Below are 16,639 nucleotides of genomic sequence, written 5' to 3'. Positions count from 1 at the left end.
GGCGAGCATCACGGAGAAAGCCGCCAGACTCCTTCGGCCTTTGCTTCGTATGCTTCGGGATTGGAGGATATTGTGAACGCCTCGACATCCGCCCAGGATTCGGCGAAATCCCTGTAGTGCCTGGAAAACGGATTGCCCGATTGACCGGTGGTGATCATGAAGGTCGACTTTTCAAGATCCGCGAGATCATAGATGACCCGCAGGCTCGATCCGTGCGCATTCTCGAACGGTTTTTTGGAATCGAACTCGGGCAATCCCCGGTTTATCGTGTATGGACCGCCCGGGCTCGGGACCTGTACGTCGAAAATGTCCTTCAAGACGGGAATGTTCGAAAACGGCGTATGCGCGCCGCTGGTCATATGCGCCCTTCCCCAGTTCCAGTTAGCCCGATCGGCGCCATAGGTCGTCTCGAGATTTTTCAAGGCCTTGCTCAGAGAGCCGGCGATTACCTCTGCGCAGTTCTCCCGGTTCGGGGTGGTCCTGTTGTCACACCAGTCGCGCGCGGTTTCGCCTGACAGCAACTGGTTGACGACATTTGCGCGCGGCCGGAACCAGGCATAAAAGACAGGTCCTAGATCATCCGCATACACATCGATCATCGTCTGCCGAAACCAGGCGATGAAGATCAGCGGTTCGGCGCTATCCTCGATCATCTCGAAATCCCAGGCTTTCATGCGTAAGAGGGCATCGCCGTCGACATCGTCGCGGCCCTCGACCAGCGCAATCATCTGCGGAGCCACCGTCTCAAAGGCGAGAGACAGAACGTCGGCCTGGGCTTGCCTCGACATCTGGTGCGTCTGCAGCGCATCGTTGTCGACGATCAGCGCATCGATCCGCTGCTGGCGCCAGTCCTCTCTCCAGTCGAACGTCAGGAAATACGGATAAAACGGACCGACCATCTTGCTGTTGGCGGTGGCGATGACGCCCGATTGCGGATTGGTCTGACGGGGAAGCCCGGCAAAGGGAATCGTCCCTGTCCAGTCATAGGTCGCGTCCCACCCGGGCGCCGGCGCCCGGCCCATAACCTGGTTGAGGGGATTGCGAAGCGGCACCCTGCCGGGAGCTATCAAACCTATATTGCCTTGCGTGTCTGCGACCACCATTGACTGCATGGGCGTGACATAATCCTGCATCCCGTTCTGGAATTCGGTGACCGTCTTGACGTTCATTGCCTCCAGACCGGCCACCATTGTCGTGTCGTCGGGATCAAGAGCCACCCAACGCAACGCCGTCACCGTATTCTTCGGAAGATATCTGTCGAGCGACTTGTATTTCCCGGGCAGAACCGGCCCGTGTCGGGTCCAGCGACGTGTGAAGACGCGATCGTCGGCGTTCTTGACGCGGATCGTCTCTTCCTTCTTTCCGAAGTCCATCCACCCGTCCGGAGCCATGTACTGGTCGGGGTTGTCCGGATTGACCTTCTCGACAAAAAGATCCTGAACATCGGTGTAAGTGTTGGTGAACCCCCACGCGACGGCGTCATTGCGGCCAATCAGGACAAAGGGGACGCCCGGCTGCGTCACGCCGATCAGGTTTCGCGCGCCATCTTCGGCTTCCACACGAAGATGAACAAGATACCAGATCGAGGGCGCAGAGAGCGCAAGATGGGGATCATTGGCGAGCAACGGCATGCCGGTGGCCGTACGATCTCCCGAAATAACCCAGTTGTTGGACGCTCTTTCCTTGACGACGCCGGGAGTCATCTCGAATATCGCAGCCTCCTCGGACGGCGTTTCCGCTGCAAGTGGTCCTGACGGAAGTCCGAGAAGAGCCGCCATGTCAGGAAGTTCCGGCGGGTTGTCGTCTCCGACTGGCGGCAGCAGATCCTCGATCTCCGCGGAACTCATGCCAAGACGGGAAAATCCGAGCCGCAGCACTTCGAAGCTTGCATTTTCTCCAAGCGAGATCGACATCATCTTCAGCGTCAAGAGAACGTCAAGCGGCTTCCATGGCTCCGGTTCATGACGCAGGATGACGAATTCCGGCGGCCAGTGCGACGCGAAGTCCCTGCCCTCGCGACCAATCCAGCTGTTGATCCCGGCGGCGTAGGACTCGACCACATCCCTGGCCGACTGCGGCAGTATCTCGTAATTCTCGGCTGTGGCGTCGGCAAGTCCGAGACTGCGCAGCCAAATGTCGGCGTCCACAGTTGGCTCGCCGAACAACTCTGAAAGTCGTCCCTGCGCCGCCATCCTGAAAACTTCCATCTGCCAGAGGCGATCCTGGGCGTGGGCGAACCCAAGTCCGGTCATAACGTCTTCAATACTGGCGCCCGAAATGTGAGGGACTCCACGATCATCGCGTGAAATCGTAACGGGACCGGAAAGACCTGTGACGGTCATGTTACCGTCAGTCGGCGGAAGGGAACGCGCCATCCACAGAAAACCGGCGCCAGCGGCGATCAACAGAAGCGGAACGGCGAAGAAAATAAACTGGATGAAAGCTTTCAGTATGCGCATCATTGATTTATCCCTCAAACCGGATACCGCTACACCCACTTTGCAGAAGGGAAGATGACATGGCAACAGTTGCATTTATCGGGCTCGGGGTCATGGGATATCCTATGGCGGGTCATCTCAAGACCCGCGGCGAACACGATGTGTGCGTGTATAACCGGACGGCCTCGAAGGCCGAGAAATGGGTGTCTGAATTCGGCGGCAGAATGGCCGGAACGCCGGCGGACGCAGCAAAAGGCTGCGACTTCATATTCACCTGCGTTGGCAACGACGACGACTTGAGAAGCGTCACCACCGGCGAGGACGGAGCATTTCACTCAATCGGCAAGGGGTCGATTTTCATCGATAACACCACCGCCTCTGCAGATGTCGCACGGGAACTCGCCGCAGTCGCCGAAGAAAAAGGGTTCGATTTCCTCGACGCCCCGGTTTCCGGCGGTCAGGCAGGCGCCGAAAACGGCGTGCTGACCGTCATGACAGGCGGCGATCAGGATGTGTTCGAGCGCGCAAAACCGGTTATCGACTGCTACGCCCGCATGGTCGGCCTGATGGGACCTGTCGGAAGCGGCCAGTTGACCAAGATGGTGAACCAGATCTGCATCGCCGGCCTCGTCCAAGGGTTGTCGGAAGGAATCCATTTCGGCAAACGCGCCGGTCTGGACATCGAAAAGGTCATCGATGTGATCTCAAAGGGCGCGGCCGGATCCTGGCAGATGGAAAACCGTCACAAAACCATGATCGCCGGCGAATACGAACACGGCTTTGCTGTCGACTGGATGCGAAAGGATCTGGCGATCGTTCTCGAAGAAGCCCGGAACAACAAGTCAAGTCTGCCTGTGACTGCGCTGGTCGACCAGTTTTACCAGGACGTCCAGAGAATGGGCGGGAATCGTTGGGATACGTCCTCGCTGCTTGCAAGACTGGAGGACTGAGGGACAACCGGTGAATCGGCAATGACTCAAGGCGGCCCCTCCCCGGACTGGACCACAGATCAGATCCTCGACTGGCTGGAAGGCCGCGGATCTGAACGCAATGTAGCCGGCATGGCGCGCTACGGTATCGAGACGTCGAAAGCTATAGGGGTCTCCAATGCGGAATTGCGTCCCTTCTCCCGGAAGATAACGCGCAATCACCAGCGCGCGCTCGCTTTGTGGGAGACCGGCGTTCGGGAAGCCCGGCTGCTTGCCTGCTTCACCGCCGAACCGAAAAAGATGACGGCTGACGATGCAAGACGCTGGGCGGCCGATTTCGACTCGTGGGAGATTGTCGATCACGCCGCTGACCTGTTTGTAGACGCCGGCCTGCTCGATCTGATCGGCGAATTCGCCGCAGATGACCGCGAATTCGTGCGACGGGCCGGTTTTGCGATGATGGCGTGGGCGGCGGTCCATCTCAAGAAGGAGCCAGACGAGACTTTTGCTTCATGGACGCCGCTTATCCGGACACACGCTGAGGACGGTCGCAATTTCGTCAAGAAAGCCGTCAATTGGGCGCTTCGCCAAATCGGCAAACGCTCTTTGTCTCTCCACGGTCCGGCTGTTCAGCTTTCCGAAGAACTCGCGGCGAGCGAAGACCGCGCCCAACGCTGGGTCGGCCGCAATGCGCTGAAAGAACTGACCGACCCAAAAACGCTCGAACGACTTCGGAAGAAAAGCGCCTGATACGGTCAGTCGCCTCCGCGGCTGGCTTCGAGTTGCATGTAGTCCAGCGGGAGTTCTGTCGTAAACTTTATCTGTTCCATCGCGAACGAGGAGGATACGTCCCGGATCTCGATTTTCTGGATGAGCCTTTTGTAGAACGCGTCATAGGCTGCGATATCCGGCACCACGACACGCAGCAAATAGTCGACATCGCCGCTCATGCGATAGAACTCGACCACTTCCGGAAACTCCGCAATGACCTCGGAAAAACGAAGAAGCCACTCATTCGAATGGGAATTCGTGCGGATAGCGACGAAAACGGTCACCTTCGCATTAACCTTCTTCTGGTCGAGCAGCGCAACCCGCTTCTGGATCACGCCGTCCTCTTCCATCTTCTGAATACGCCTCCAGCAAGGCGTGGTGGATAACCCAACCTTTTTGGCGATATCGGCGACAGCCAGCGTGGAGTCGGCCTGCAACAGCCGTAAAATCTTCCTGTCCAATCTGTCCATAACGTGCTTTCCCTATAAATGCGAAACCTGCTCTTCTGGGCTAAATTTCTACTTTTTCTTTATATGTTATATTATTTTAGAAATTTCTACCGAAATTTCTAAAATAAAAGAAAAAAATACCAATTCTCAATTCTCGATCGACAGGGCGTGTGCAATATCGGCTCGAAGCTGCGGCAGAAGCTCCGCCTCGAACCAGGTATGTTTTTTGATCCAGCCGTTGTTCCGCCATGACGGGTGCGGCAATGGATAGATCACATACCGGCTGTCGATATGACGGAATTCGCGCCATCTCTCCACCGTTTCGGTCAGCGAACGCGACGCCTTGCCGTCCAGATAATAATTGTGGGCGTACAGGCCAATCACCAGCAAGAGCTGCAAATTCTTCAACTCGGAAAAAACCTGATCGTGCCACTGTTCCCGGCACTCGCGACGCGGCGGAAGATCGGCGCCTCTATCGTCCTGACCGGGAAAGCAGAAGCCCATGGGAACGATCGCGATCCGCCGCCGATCGTAGAATGTCTCGCGATCGACGCCCATCCATTCGCGCAGCCGGTTTCCCGACGCATCGTTGAATGGAATTCCGGTTTCATGCACACGCGTTCCCGGGGCCTGGCCTGCGACAAGAACCCGGGCTCCAGTGTCAGCGACGCAGACCGGACGCGGTTCATGCGGCAGAGGCGCCCCGTATTTCGGACGATCGCGACAAATCCGGCATGCGCTGATGTCTTTCAGCAAGGGCTCCAGAAGACTGTTCCGGCCAGTCATCTAAGATCAGGCGGACGCGCTCGGCCTGGAGGAGACGCTCTCGTACCAGCGGATCAGATTCTTCAGATCAATCGGCCGATCTATGCGCGCTGGTTTCAGCATGTCCATAGCCATCATTGCCGTGATGTCGGCGATGCTGAAACGCTCGCCTGCGATGAAGGGACGGTTAGCCAGTTCCTGATCCAGAAATTCCATGAACTCCCGGGCCTTTTCTCTCGACGCTTCCCCGTATTCCTGGATCTGAGGAACTTCCCAACCTTCCATGGCCTGATGCGTGTGGCGAAACGCGTTGGCGACCGTAAGCAGAAAATTGAGCTCAGCCCGACGGTTCCACATCTCGACGACTGCCTTGTCCTTCGCATCAACGCCCATCAGCGGTGGATCCGGATGCAGTTCCTCGAAATAACGGCAGATCGCAACAGACTCCGTCAACACTGCGCCGTCGTCCAGTTCGAGCACCGGGAGACGTTGTAACGGATTTAAAGACGTAACTTCTTCTGACCGATGGCCGAGCGCGCCCATATCGATCGCCTTGCGCGGCACGTCGACGCCTTTCTCGGCGAGAAAAATCCTGACCCGCCGCGGATTGGGCGCCCGGCCCCCATCGTATAACAGCATGCTTCCTCCAATCATCCTACGCGTCTTTTCAAAAAAAGATGAAACTATGGCGTTCAAACTGCAACGGCCAATGAAGGGTCTTTTAATGATTGGACCCTATTTTGGGCGACGTTATTGATTCCGGTATACTATGAACCAACCGAGCATTACAGCGGACAAAAACATCCTTGAACGGTCGCGAAACCATCGCAACCCGAGAACAGCTCGCGCTGTTCGCGAAACGCGTGACCGGCTGCAATCGTCAAAACTGCAGAACCCGAAGTTCAGCGGCGAGTTGCTTTCATCCTATCTTCGAACGGCGTCCATCAGCACCCTGGTCATGCCTTTGCTCGTCGTGCTGTCGACTGGTTTCGGGCTCATTCTCTTCGACGAACAGCGCCTGATCGGCTGGGCCGCGATTACGCTTGCCGCCTACGCAATCCAGGCGCTCCTGGTAAAGCGCGCGTCTTCGGGACAACCGTCCCAGAGGGATATCGCTTCCCGTGAGCGCTACCTCATCGCTGTTCACGCCGTAACCGGCGTTTGCTGGGGCGCCTTCGCCTATACCGAATGCCTGCAATGCACGATGAATTACTACGTATTCTACAAGGGCGTCGTGCTGCTGATCGCCATTGCCGCCACCGCGATGTCGAGCTTCGCATTGCGGCGATTGCCTCTCCTGTTTTTCGCTGTCCCGCTCTGCATCCTGTATCTGGCGGGATCGAGTCTAATGGACACGATCGAGATGTCGGTCCTCGCCCTGCTCATTTCCGCTTGCGCGCTTTTCCTGTTTGTCTCCAACCGTCTTTTCGGACTGCAACTGGAGCTACTGTCCATCCAGTCGGAAAAGGACTGGCTGATTGCCGAACTTGAAACCGCGAAATCGATGTCGGACGAGGCGCGCCGACGCGCCGAAGAGGCGAATTTGGCGAAATCGCGTTTTCTGGCTTCGATGAGCCACGAATTGCGCACGCCGCTCAACGCAATTCTGGGGTTCTCCGAGGTCATGCGAAACGAAGTTCTCGGCCCCATGGAGAACGAAACCTACAAGGAGTACGCCTCCGACATTTTCCGGTCGGGCGACCACCTTCTGCATCTGATCAACGAAATTCTTGACCTGTCGCGGATCGAGGCCGGCCGCTATCATCTGAAGGAGGACCTGGTCAATCTTGTGGAACTGGTGTCCGAATGCATTCACATGGTGGACATCAAGGCGCGCAACAAGGACATCGCAATCACGCGCCAGTTCGAACGCGTATTGCCCAAGGTCTGGTTGGACGAAAAATCGATGCGGCAGGTCGTGATCAACCTGCTGTCCAACGCTGTCAAGTTCACGCCGAATGGCGGCGCCATTACGCTCAAGGTCGGCTGGACCGCAGGCGGCGGGCAATATGTGTCCGTCACTGACAATGGACCAGGAATTCCGGAGGAAGAGATTCCCATCGTCCTATCGGCTTTCGGTCAAGGATCGATCGCGATAAAGAGCGCCGAACAGGGCACCGGACTGGGTCTGCCAATCGTTCAGGCGATCCTTGCAGAGCATGGCGGACAGTTCGTGCTGAAATCGAGGCTTCGACACGGCACCGAAGCGACGGCTATATTGCCGCGCAACCGCGTTCAGGTGGACACGCCGAGCATCAAAACGCCGGATACGGACAAGATTCGGCGGAGAAAATTCGCTTGACGAACGGTGCATCCTGCAGCCACCTGCCGACCATCAGATAACATTCGCCCGAAGTCCGGAGACCGGTCGTTGCCGCCCATCAATGAAATTATTGTCTTTATTGCTGTTCTTGCCGGAGCGGGCGCGATCGCGGGATTTCTCGCCGGACTGTTCGGCATCGGCGGCGGAGCAATCCTCGTTCCCGTTCTCTACGAGGCCTTTCGCTGGTTCGACACGCCGGATTCGGTAAGAACCCATCTGGCGATCGGGACGTCCCTCGCTGTCATCGTTCCAACCTCGTTGAGTTCGTTTCGCGCCCACTACAAACGCAAGGCGCCCGACATGGACCTCCTGAAAAGCTGGCTGCTGCCCGTGCCTCTGGGCGTGGCGGCCGCCTCTGTCATCGCCGCCGGAACCTCCGGCGAGATCCTGCGATCGATTTTCGCCCTGCTTGCCGCAGCCATGGGATTGAAACTCATTTTCAGCAAAGACGCGACGTCCGTTGGCGACCGGCTTCCCCGAAATCCCGCCAAAGCGATGGTCGGTTTCGTCATCGGGCTTTTATCCGCCCTTATGGGCGTCGGAGGCGGCATACTCAACAACACGTTCATGACAATGTTCGGCAGGCCCGTCCATCAGGCCATCGCCACGTCCTCGGGCGTGGGCGTCCTGATATCCCTGCCTGGCGTCATCGGCTTCATCTGGGCCGGCTGGGGCGCTGAAGGCCTTCCGGCGTTTTCGACAGGCTATGTGAACTGGCTGGCGGTTGCGCTGACAATCCCCATGACAATGCTCGCCGCGCCCCAGGGCGCGCGGATCGCTCATGGTCTTGACCGCAAACAGCTGTCGCTTGCGCTCGGCGTCTTCATGATCATTGTCGCATCCAGGTTCACATGGAGCCTGTTTGCGGGCTGATGAAATAACTCAATCCTGCAAGACGAGTTGATCGCGGCTCATCTGGAAAGACGTCAGCGTTTCGATGAAATTCATGCCGAGGAGGCTCCGTGACAGCTTTCCGGACTGCAGCACGCCCGCCCGCACATTGCGCCGCATTATGGAGCCTATCGACACCTCGTCGAGGTTGACCGTCGCGGCCATGGCGAGCCCGTTGGCCGTCTGGACTGGCGAATCGAACCTGAGCGCATCAACGTCGAGGCCCACGCGCTCCGCATCCTCCCAGGTCAGAACCACGGTGCTGGCGCCCGTGTCGACCATCATGTCCAATCGCCGCCCATCCACCTCCACATCGGCCTGGAAATGCCCGTCCATGCCCTTGGTGAGCACGACTTCGGCGAACCCGTCGGATGAAACTCGACTGATCGCCATTCCGGGAACGAAGCCGCCGGCGAGCCGTTTCGCCGTATCTTCCAGATCGTGACGGTACATGTAGCCGGCGGACAGAAGAAGAATGGCCACGAGCCAGATCAGCGCGTTGCGCGCCAGTTCACCGAGCCGCTGACCCGAGCCGAGAATGGCGACGGAAGCGACAGCCGCCCAGACTCCGAAATAGACCACATTCGCGAAACGGTCATTCGGCAGCCCGAGCGTTTCACCGCTATCGTGATTGATGACGAGGAGCATCAAGGCCAATGCGATAACGCCGAGAACAACCCACAATATCTTGCTCACGATCTTCCTCCGGCCCGCTCCCGCGCCATCCGGCCGCGTCGGGTCTCCCTGCGCGGTTTCCGTTCAACCGTTTCCAGCCTGTCCGACAAAATATTCATGATTTCGCGCCGCTCTTGCGCCGAATAGGCCAGCCAGCCGGCAATCTCGTCTGTCGTGCGGCCGCACCCGAAGCAATAGCCGGTTTTCTCATCGATGGAGCACACAAGAATGCAGGGGGATTCAATCAAAGCGCTTCCAGATAATTTCGGTTCGCGTCAAAGAGCCATATTGGGTTTTTAGAGACAAAGAGCAAGACCGAAGAGGACCGCAATCTCCGCCAGTTGTTGCGCGGCGCCGATCGTATCGCCGGTGTGACCAGCAATTCTGCTTCGCACAAACGCTGTGAAACTCCATGTCATAGCGGCGGTTGCCGCGCCGGCGACGATAACCGCCAAGACGCCCGCCACGAGCCAGACAAGCACGACGCCAATTGCGCCGCCCGTAGCCAAGGCGAAGCGGACGGAGGCGGTCGTCGGCTCGCCGGCGCCGACGGCCACGCCGTCCGAGCGCGCTGGCGACAGCGCCCCCCAATGCCAGACCATGGCCGCGCGGCTGATCGAGGCAGTCGCAAGGACAGCCAAGGCGAACGCCGTGGGTGACAGCGAGCCTGCGATCGCCGCCAGGCCGGCGACCCGCAGCAACAACGAGAGCACGAGCGCGATCGTCCCGTAGGCTCCGATCCGGCTGTCCTTCATGATGTCGAGGGTTTGCTGCTTGTCGCGACCGCCGCCAAGACCGTCCGCGCAATCGGCCAGACCGTCCTCATGGAGAGCGCCCGTCAGGATGACGAGGGCAGTGATGGCCGCAGCCGCCGTCAGAAGGGGGTCGACGCCGAGCGACAGAAGCAGGGTCGCAAGCAAAGCAGCGGGAAAGGCTATGATGAGGCCGGCGAACGCAAATGCGCGACACGTCCGGTCCATGCGGCCGTCAGAATCTTCGAAATACCGTGCGGGAACCGGCAGACGGCTTAGAAACCCGACCGCGCGCGCCGTGTCCAGAACAAGCTCGTTCATAGCGAGGCCCTTTCTCTGGCCATAGCGTTGCGCCTGCGGCAACTGGTTGCGATCAACGAATGACGGCCGCAGGCCCTTGCATCTGTTCCTGAATTCCCTATTGCCTGACGGATATTCAAAGACAGGGAATCATGCAATGGCGACTTCCGGACTTCCGTTCGACGATATTCGCGAACTACTGGACAATCTCCCGGGACCGGACATGGCCGCCGTCCAGGCCGTGAGGGAGCGCAACAGCGTTCTGACCAAGCCTCCCGGCGCGCTCGGACGCCTTGAAGAAATCGCCGAGTGGCTGGCGGCCTGGACCGGACGGCCTCCGGCGGTCACGCGACCGCTCGTCGCCGTTTTCGCCGGCAATCACGGTGTAACCAAACAGGGCGTCTCCCCGTTTCCGGCCGAGGTCACTGCACAGATGGTGGAGAATTTCGCCGCCGGCGGCGCAGCCATAAACCAGATCTGCATCGCCAACGATCTCGGTCTGAAGGTCTTCGACCTCGCACTCGAATTTCCGACCGGCGACATTACGGAAGAAGCGGCCCTTGACGAGCGCAGTTGCGCCGCGACAATGGCCTTCGGCATGGAGGCGATCGCAGGCGGAACCGATCTTCTCTGCATTGGAGAGATGGGGATCGGCAATACGACGATCGCCGCAGCTATTTATTACGGCCTGTACGGCGGCCAGGCCGAGGACTGGGTCGGCCCCGGCACGGGCGCGCAAGGCGAAGGCTTGAGGCGCAAGATCGACGCGGTCGAGAAGGCCGTCCATCTGCATCGTCAGCATCTTGGCGATCCGCTCGAACTGCTGAGAAGACTCGGCGGACGGGAAATCGCGGCCATGTCCGGCGCTATCCTGGCGGCGCGCATGGAGCGCATCCCCGTTATCATAGACGGCTTTGTGGCGACTTCGGCGGCGGCTGTCCTCCACGCCGCCAATCCGGCAGCGCTCGATCACTGTATCGTCGGCCATGTGTCGGCGGAGCCCGGCCATATGAAGGCGATCGAACGTCTGCAAAAAACGCCCCTGCTCGCCATGGGAATGCGGCTTGGAGAAGGCACCGGAGCCGCCCTCGCCGCCGGCATCGTCAAGTCGGCAGCCCTGTGCCACAGCGGCATGGCGACGTTCGAACAAGCTGGCGTCAGCGACGGAAAATAACAGGGTCTTTCAGGAAGCCGCCGCGCCATCACGGGCTTTGCCGTGACCCGAAACCTCGGAGCCGGCGAACGTGTGCAGACGCAGGATCGGCAGGATGCCGAGCGCGGTAATGATGCCGACGCAGAAGAACGCGAACTGGAAATCCGCGAGATCAAGTCCGCCTCCCCGCCACCACAGGCTCGCTTCCACCAGCACGCCCGCGACCGCAACGCCAAGCGCCATTGATATCTGCTGGAACACCGCTGCGATCGCCGTCGCCGGTCCAGCTTCCGACTGTTCGACATCCGCAAAAACCAGGGCGTTGAATCCTGTAAACATGAGCGAGCGAACGAAACCGTTCAGCAGCAGGATCGAATAGATCACTGCAAATGGAAGCGCCGGCGAGAACGCTGTCATGGCCATAAGAAAGAGCGCGGACAAGCCAATCATCGCGACAAGGACCCTCTTGAAGCCGAAACGCGCATAAATGCGCATCGTCGCGAATTTCACGACCAGCGCGCCAATGGCGCCGACAAAAGTGACCATGCCGGATTCGAATGCACTCAGACCGAAGCCGATCTGCAGCATCAACGGCAACAGAAACGGTGTTGCGCCGATGCCGAGCCGCGCGATAGTGGCGGAGACGATACTGGCTCGAAATGTCGTGATCCTGAACAATTTCGGGTCAAGCAGCGGCTGGGCTACGCGCTTCGTATGAAGCCAGTAGAGCACGATACAGCCGATACCGGCGGCGACCGAAATGACGCCATAAAGTAACGGCAGAGCCGGCAGACTGACGACGGAAAGTCCGAAGACGACGCCGGAAGCAGCAAGACCGGACAGAATGAACCCCGTCGCATCAAAACGTCCGTTCTCCTGCCCCGGTATCACTGGCAGATAGGCCAGCGAGAAGGCGACGCCGATCAGACCGATCGGAATATTGATGAGGAAAATCCAGTGCCAACTGACATAGGTCGTCAGGAATCCGCCGATTGGCGGTCCGACCATCGGCCCGACGAGCGCCGGAACCGTCAGCCAGGCCAATGCCTCCACCAACCTGCTGCGTTCAGTCGCCCGAACCAGCACCAGCCTGGCGACAGGCGTCATCATCGATCCGCCCATGCCCTGAAGAAAGCGCGCGCCGACAAACTCACTGAGCGAACCGGCCACCGCGCATGTCAGCGATCCCGCCATGAAGACGAAGATCGCGATGATGAAAACGCGTTTGGCGCCAAACCGGTCGGCGACCCATCCGCTGGCCGGAATGAAGATTGCAAGAGCGACCAGATACGTCGTAAGCGCCAGTTTCAGCGCGATAGGGCTGGTGTCGAGATCCGCGGCGATCGCCGGAAGCGAGGTCGCAATAACAGTTGAATCCATTTGCTCCATGAAAAGAGCAACGGCGAGGATCAGCGGGGTCACCCGGTTCATTGTATCCTTTCAACCTTACACGCTGATCTGTCTTTACCGCGGTGAATACAGGGTCTGGCCCGATTTGGAAACCAACCGGGGCTGTCGGGACGAAAGGTCATTTCCACGACTGCGTGAAATCCGCGACAAAACGCCGGGCACGATGAATCCCGTCGACGGCGATCAGGCTGATTGATCCCGCTCGATAACCGTCGGCAGCGGGTTTGCCCTCTCTCCCCTCTTCTTCCGACGACGATATTTGCTCTGGTACTCTCGCCTCTGCTTCGTCACTTCGTAAAGCACGATGCCGGAACTCGTTCCAAGGTTCAGGCTCTCGATCATTCCGAACATCGGGATTGCGACGCACATCTCGCAACGCTCGACAGCCAATTCGCTGATGCCGCGCTTTTCGTTGCCGAACCACACCGCCAGCTTTGTATGCTGTGTGTAATCGCCCTCATGCAGGTAAACATTGGTCTTGCCCTTCACATGTGGCGACGTCACCACGGATACGAAGCCCTTCTTCTTAAGATGGGCAAGGCAAGCTTCGGTGCTGTCGAAGCGTCGCACAAACGTCCATTTGACCGCAGACGCGGACGTCTTCGAGAGCGATTTTCTTTCGCGCATGTCCTGCCATTCAGCGGGCAGGTCATTGCGAGGATCGATGACATAGACCTTCTCAACCCCCAACGCGTTTACGTTGCGAATGACCGAACCGATATTCTTGATATCATTCGGACATTCCAGGACGGCCACGAGGTTCTTGCACCGAAAGTCCTTGATAGCGTTGGCGCGTTTACGGACCGACGATCTCGACTTTTTGGGTTCCACTACATCCATGTCGGTTACTTGCCTTCCCGGAAGATGAAATTCACTTGTGTTCGCCAGCTGAGACCCTTGAATCGCAGGCTTGAACGAATTGATTAAAGAATGAGATCCACGCCAGCCCGCCTCCGGCAAATGTGGGTCTTCAGGCGGCGCCGGCCATGCTTTCAAAACCGCCCCAGTCGCCCTGTAGAATTAGATGGCCGGGGGTTACCTCGGAATATTCGCTTGGCTCGGCCTCATAGCCCACAGGGAAAACCGGAGATGGAATGGGCTTGAAGTTCAGCTCCGCTTCCTTCTTGCGCTTTTTCGGATCGGCGACAGGCACGGCGGACAATAGCGACCGGGTGTAGGGATGCTGCGGATTTTCGAAAACCGCGCTGCGCGGACCGATCTCGACGATCCGGCCAAGATACATGACGCCGACGTGGTGACTGACCCGCTCCACCACCGCCATGTCATGGGAAATGAACAGATAGGAAAGCCCCAGTTCAACCTGGAGCTCCATCATCAGGTTGAGAACCTCGGCCTGAACGGAAACATCCAACGCCGAAACCGCTTCATCGGCGACGATGAGTTTCGGGTTCAAGGCCAGTGCGCGCGCGATGGCGATGCGCTGGCGCTGACCACCGGACAATTCATGAGGATAACGATTGAGATAGTTTCTCGGCAGTCTTACCCGCTCAAACAATTCGGCCACGCGCTTGGTCAGGTCTGATCCGCGCAATGCGCTGAAATTCCACAAGGGTTCGGCCACCTGATCGGCAAGCTTCATGCGCGGATTGAGCGAGGCGAACGGATCCTGGAACACCATCTGCATATTCATGCGCGTCTTGCGCAATTGTGAGGAAGAGAGTTCCATAAGATTGGTGTTTTCAAGCCACACCTCGCCTGCGACCGGCTCGACCAACCGCAGGATCGAGCGTCCGCAGGTCGACTTGCCGCACCCCGACTCCCCCACGAGACTGAGGGTCTGCCCGCGATTGATCGTAAACGAAACATCCTCAACCGCATGCACCTGGGACATCGTACGGCGCAGCACACCGCCCTTGATGCCAAAGCGGGTGGTCAGCCCCTTGACGCGCAACAGAACGTCTTCGGAGCCGACGATCGGTCCGGCGACATGTTTATTCGCGCCCAGGAGTTTCATGGGTTCGGGATTGGCCTTTCCGCGCATCTCGCCGAGCTTGGGCACCGCCGCCAGGAGCGCTTTGGTGTAGTCGTGCTGCGGATTGTCGAAAATCTGCTCGACCGGGCCCTCCTCAACTTTCCGGCCGCGATACATCACCACGACACGATCCGCCATCTGCGCGACAACCGCCATGTCGTGGGTGATGAAGATGACCGCCGAGCCGGTCTCACGCTTGAGCCTGTCCATCAACGCAAGAATTTGCGCCTGAATAGTCACGTCAAGCGCGGTGGTCGGTTCGTCGGCGATAAGCAGGCGCGGCTCGCACGCCATCGCCATCGCGATGACAACCCTCTGGCGCATGCCGCCGGAGAGTTCGTGCGGGTACTGCTTCAACCTGCGCTCAGGCTCCGGAATGCGCACGTGGCGCATCAGTTCGAGCGCACGCTTTGTGGCTTCGGACCTGCTCAGGTTCCGGTGGACGCGCAGGCCTTCCGTCAACTGCCAGCCCACCGTGAACACCGGATTGAGCGCAGTCATCGGCTCCTGGAAGATCATCCCGATCTCATTCCCGCGAATATCGCGCATGAGACTCTGACTGGCGGCGGCAAGATCCGTTTCGGCGCCGTCACGCCGCTCGAACAACATCTCTCCTTTGGTAATTTCGCCCCCGCCGAATTCCACCAGCCGCATCAGGGACAGGGACGATACGGATTTGCCGGATCCGGATTCACCGACAATGCAGAGGGTTTCGCCAGCCTGCACTTCAAAGGAAATTTCCTCGACGCCCAGAACAGGTCCGTCCTTCGTCTGAAACTCCACCCTGAGGTTCCTGATCTGCGCTACGGGAGAATTCAATGCCGGATGTCCTTCTGTTCCCGTGAAACCTGGCGGATCACCCAAAAAGAACGCTACCGCCGTCGGCGAACGTCTATCGAAAGCCGCGCCAACTCCTACGTGTTAACAGAAGATTTTCACAACACCAATATCGCCGAGATACGGCAAGGCGACGCGCCTGCAAAAGGTCCTTGTAACCGCAGTTACTTGCAATAGCGATATCCGTTGCGTCGCTGGATCATGTCCAGATGGAAATGGTCGGCGTGGAATACATCCGAACCGGGTCCGAGCACCGTCGTGAAATGGTCGCACGCATCCTCGCGGATCGCATAGAGAAATCCCTTTTCGAGAAACTCCGCGAGCGGCGGTGAACGCACCTCGATCACCCGGCCGCCTTCAAGAACGAACCGGCCGATATCGATCGCATTGCCCTTTGCGTGCTCGGAAATCTTGGCGCCCGTCTGGGAGTTTCGGGTGCGGCAGACATAGGTGGAGTAGTTGCCAATTGCGGCAAGTTCATCGCGGAAAATGGCGTCAACCGCCGGCTCCACGGTTTCTCTGGTCCAGTTTTCGAGGGAGAGAGCTGTCGCACAGGTCATGACGCCCGGCGGATCAAGAGCAACGCCGGACGACAATCTTTTGACCTTGATCGGATGGTCGACGCCGCACTGACCCTCGCCCTGTATCGGATCAACGACCTTGAATTCCACCTCCAGCTCGACGAGATCGGCAAGGCAACTCACCTCTTCCGCCGTCAATGGAGCGGGCTCGTCCGGCTCCGATTTTTCTTCGGCTGCTTCAGGGCGCGGCGTCGGCAGAGGAATCCGAACTTCGTTCTCATGTTTCAACGAGTAATCGCCGGCAGGCTCAATCTGGGGACGAGCCGTCGGTATGGGCGCGTTGTCGGGCAGCGCGGAAGCCGCGATCAGATACGGAGCCAGGATGAACGCAAGTCCATGAAGCCGGAACATCCCCATAAAAAACATACTCCG

Annotated in this window: 16 protein-coding genes; 5 read left to right on the top strand and 11 right to left on the bottom strand. The window is 58.6% G+C overall.

The features are described from left to right. Nucleotides 1-8 precede the first annotated feature (8 nt). A complete protein-coding gene (locus K1W69_RS04320; RefSeq protein WP_220227093.1) occupies nucleotides 9-2,462 on the bottom strand; it encodes a penicillin acylase family protein in 2,454 nt (817 codons plus the stop codon). A gap of 56 nt (nucleotides 2,463-2,518) precedes the next feature. Here K1W69_RS04320 and K1W69_RS04315 point away from each other — a divergent pair, with 56 nt between their 5' ends. Next, entirely contained in the window at nucleotides 2,519-3,388 is an 870-nt protein-coding gene (locus K1W69_RS04315) for an NAD(P)-dependent oxidoreductase (protein ID WP_220227092.1), read from the top strand. Nucleotides 3,389-3,409: 21 nt separating this feature from the next. Beyond that, nucleotides 3,410-4,117 carry a DNA alkylation repair protein gene (locus K1W69_RS04310; protein WP_220227091.1) on the top strand — a complete coding sequence of 236 codons (708 nt, stop codon included), beginning with the start codon at nucleotides 3,410-3,412 and terminating at the stop codon, nucleotides 4,115-4,117. A gap of 5 nt (nucleotides 4,118-4,122) precedes the next feature. Here the strand turns inward: K1W69_RS04310 and K1W69_RS04305 are convergent, their stop codons facing one another. The 3 genes from K1W69_RS04305 to K1W69_RS04295 all read right to left on the bottom strand — a co-directional run bounded on the left by K1W69_RS04305 (nucleotide 4,123) and on the right by K1W69_RS04295 (nucleotide 5,991). After that, nucleotides 4,123-4,608: an Lrp/AsnC family transcriptional regulator gene (locus K1W69_RS04305; protein WP_220227090.1), complete on the bottom strand. Its 486-nt coding sequence runs from the start codon at nucleotides 4,606-4,608 to the stop codon at nucleotides 4,123-4,125. 126 nt (nucleotides 4,609-4,734) lie between these two features. Next, entirely contained in the window at nucleotides 4,735-5,373 is a 639-nt protein-coding gene (locus K1W69_RS04300) for a uracil-DNA glycosylase family protein (RefSeq protein WP_220227089.1), read from the bottom strand. Between the two features lie 6 nt (nucleotides 5,374-5,379). Further along, nucleotides 5,380-5,991, bottom strand: a complete 612-nt coding sequence (locus tag K1W69_RS04295) for a glutathione S-transferase family protein (protein WP_220227088.1) — start codon at nucleotides 5,989-5,991, stop codon at nucleotides 5,380-5,382. A 130-nt stretch (nucleotides 5,992-6,121) separates the two neighbouring features. On the opposite strand from K1W69_RS04295, the gene K1W69_RS04290 reads away from it, so the two are divergent. Next, a complete protein-coding gene (locus K1W69_RS04290; RefSeq protein WP_370688175.1) occupies nucleotides 6,122-7,654 on the top strand; it encodes a sensor histidine kinase in 1,533 nt (510 codons plus the stop codon). 69 nt (nucleotides 7,655-7,723) lie between these two features. Next, nucleotides 7,724-8,548 (top strand): sulfite exporter TauE/SafE family protein, encoded by an 825-nt coding sequence (locus K1W69_RS04285; protein ID WP_220227086.1) that lies wholly within the window; start codon nucleotides 7,724-7,726, stop codon nucleotides 8,546-8,548. A 9-nt stretch (nucleotides 8,549-8,557) separates the two neighbouring features. On the opposite strand, the gene K1W69_RS27415 is transcribed toward K1W69_RS04285, so the two are convergent. From K1W69_RS27415 to K1W69_RS04270, 3 genes are read right to left on the bottom strand one after another with little or no spacing between them, the layout of a single operon-like run. Next, a complete protein-coding gene (locus K1W69_RS27415; protein WP_220227085.1) occupies nucleotides 8,558-9,262 on the bottom strand; it encodes a retropepsin-like aspartic protease family protein in 705 nt (234 codons plus the stop codon). Further along, nucleotides 9,259-9,486 carry a DUF1289 domain-containing protein gene (locus K1W69_RS04275; protein ID WP_220227826.1) on the bottom strand — a complete coding sequence of 76 codons (228 nt, stop codon included), beginning with the start codon at nucleotides 9,484-9,486 and terminating at the stop codon, nucleotides 9,259-9,261. Before K1W69_RS04275 ends, K1W69_RS27415 begins: the two co-directional genes overlap by 4 nt. A 51-nt stretch (nucleotides 9,487-9,537) precedes the next feature. After that, entirely contained in the window at nucleotides 9,538-10,314 is a 777-nt protein-coding gene (locus K1W69_RS04270; protein WP_220227084.1) for an adenosylcobinamide-GDP ribazoletransferase, read from the bottom strand. A 136-nt stretch (nucleotides 10,315-10,450) separates the two neighbouring features. Between K1W69_RS04270 and cobT the strand changes: the two genes are divergently transcribed. Next, nucleotides 10,451-11,467 carry a nicotinate-nucleotide--dimethylbenzimidazole phosphoribosyltransferase gene (gene cobT, locus K1W69_RS04265; RefSeq protein WP_220227083.1) on the top strand — a complete coding sequence of 339 codons (1,017 nt, stop codon included), beginning with the start codon at nucleotides 10,451-10,453 and terminating at the stop codon, nucleotides 11,465-11,467. 9 nt (nucleotides 11,468-11,476) lie between these two features. On the opposite strand, the gene K1W69_RS04260 is transcribed toward cobT, so the two are convergent. The 4 genes from K1W69_RS04260 to K1W69_RS04245 form a co-directional block, all read right to left on the bottom strand. Next, on the bottom strand, nucleotides 11,477-12,877 hold the full coding sequence (locus tag K1W69_RS04260) for an MFS transporter (protein ID WP_220227082.1): 1,401 nt from the start codon (nucleotides 12,875-12,877) through the stop codon (nucleotides 11,477-11,479). Nucleotides 12,878-13,039: 162 nt separating this feature from the next. Beyond that, entirely contained in the window at nucleotides 13,040-13,852 is an 813-nt protein-coding gene (locus K1W69_RS04255) for a TrmH family RNA methyltransferase (protein WP_220227081.1), read from the bottom strand. Beyond that, nucleotides 13,827-15,668 carry an ABC transporter ATP-binding protein gene (locus K1W69_RS04250; protein ID WP_220227080.1) on the bottom strand — a complete coding sequence of 614 codons (1,842 nt, stop codon included), beginning with the start codon at nucleotides 15,666-15,668 and terminating at the stop codon, nucleotides 13,827-13,829. The genes K1W69_RS04255 and K1W69_RS04250 overlap by 26 nt, the downstream gene beginning before the upstream one ends. 182 nt (nucleotides 15,669-15,850) lie before the next feature. Further along, nucleotides 15,851-16,624 (bottom strand): extensin-like domain-containing protein, encoded by a 774-nt coding sequence (locus K1W69_RS04245; RefSeq protein ID WP_220227079.1) that lies wholly within the window; start codon nucleotides 16,622-16,624, stop codon nucleotides 15,851-15,853. Nucleotides 16,625-16,639: the final 15 nt, after the last annotated feature.

The sequence above is a fragment of the Flavimaribacter sediminis genome, assembly GCF_019492055.1.
Lineage (GTDB): Bacteria > Pseudomonadota > Alphaproteobacteria > Rhizobiales > Rhizobiaceae > Flavimaribacter > Flavimaribacter sediminis.
Note: the sequence above shows the minus strand (reverse complement) of the source record. Positions and strands in the feature narration are given on the sequence as shown.

Coding starts and splice junctions, on each gene's coding strand:
- K1W69_RS04305 (WP_220227090.1), bottom strand. CDS start 4,608: ATGGACAGATTGGACAGGAAGATTTTACGGCTGTTGCAGGCCGACTCC.
- K1W69_RS04270 (WP_220227084.1), bottom strand. CDS start 10,314: ATGAACGAGCTTGTTCTGGACACGGCGCGCGCGGTCGGGTTTCTAAGC.
- K1W69_RS04260 (WP_220227082.1), bottom strand. CDS start 12,877: ATGAACCGGGTGACCCCGCTGATCCTCGCCGTTGCTCTTTTCATGGAG.
- K1W69_RS04295 (WP_220227088.1), bottom strand. CDS start 5,991: ATGCTGTTATACGATGGGGGCCGGGCGCCCAATCCGCGGCGGGTCAGG.
- K1W69_RS04300 (WP_220227089.1), bottom strand. CDS start 5,373: ATGACTGGCCGGAACAGTCTTCTGGAGCCCTTGCTGAAAGACATCAGC.
- K1W69_RS04245 (WP_220227079.1), bottom strand. CDS start 16,624: ATGGGGATGTTCCGGCTTCATGGACTTGCGTTCATCCTGGCTCCGTAT.
- K1W69_RS04310 (WP_220227091.1), top strand. CDS start 3,410: ATGACTCAAGGCGGCCCCTCCCCGGACTGGACCACAGATCAGATCCTC.
- K1W69_RS04315 (WP_220227092.1), top strand. CDS start 2,519: ATGGCAACAGTTGCATTTATCGGGCTCGGGGTCATGGGATATCCTATG.
- cobT (WP_220227083.1), top strand. CDS start 10,451: ATGGCGACTTCCGGACTTCCGTTCGACGATATTCGCGAACTACTGGAC.
- K1W69_RS04320 (WP_220227093.1), bottom strand. CDS start 2,462: ATGATGCGCATACTGAAAGCTTTCATCCAGTTTATTTTCTTCGCCGTT.
- K1W69_RS04290 (WP_370688175.1), top strand. CDS start 6,122: ATGAACCAACCGAGCATTACAGCGGACAAAAACATCCTTGAACGGTCG.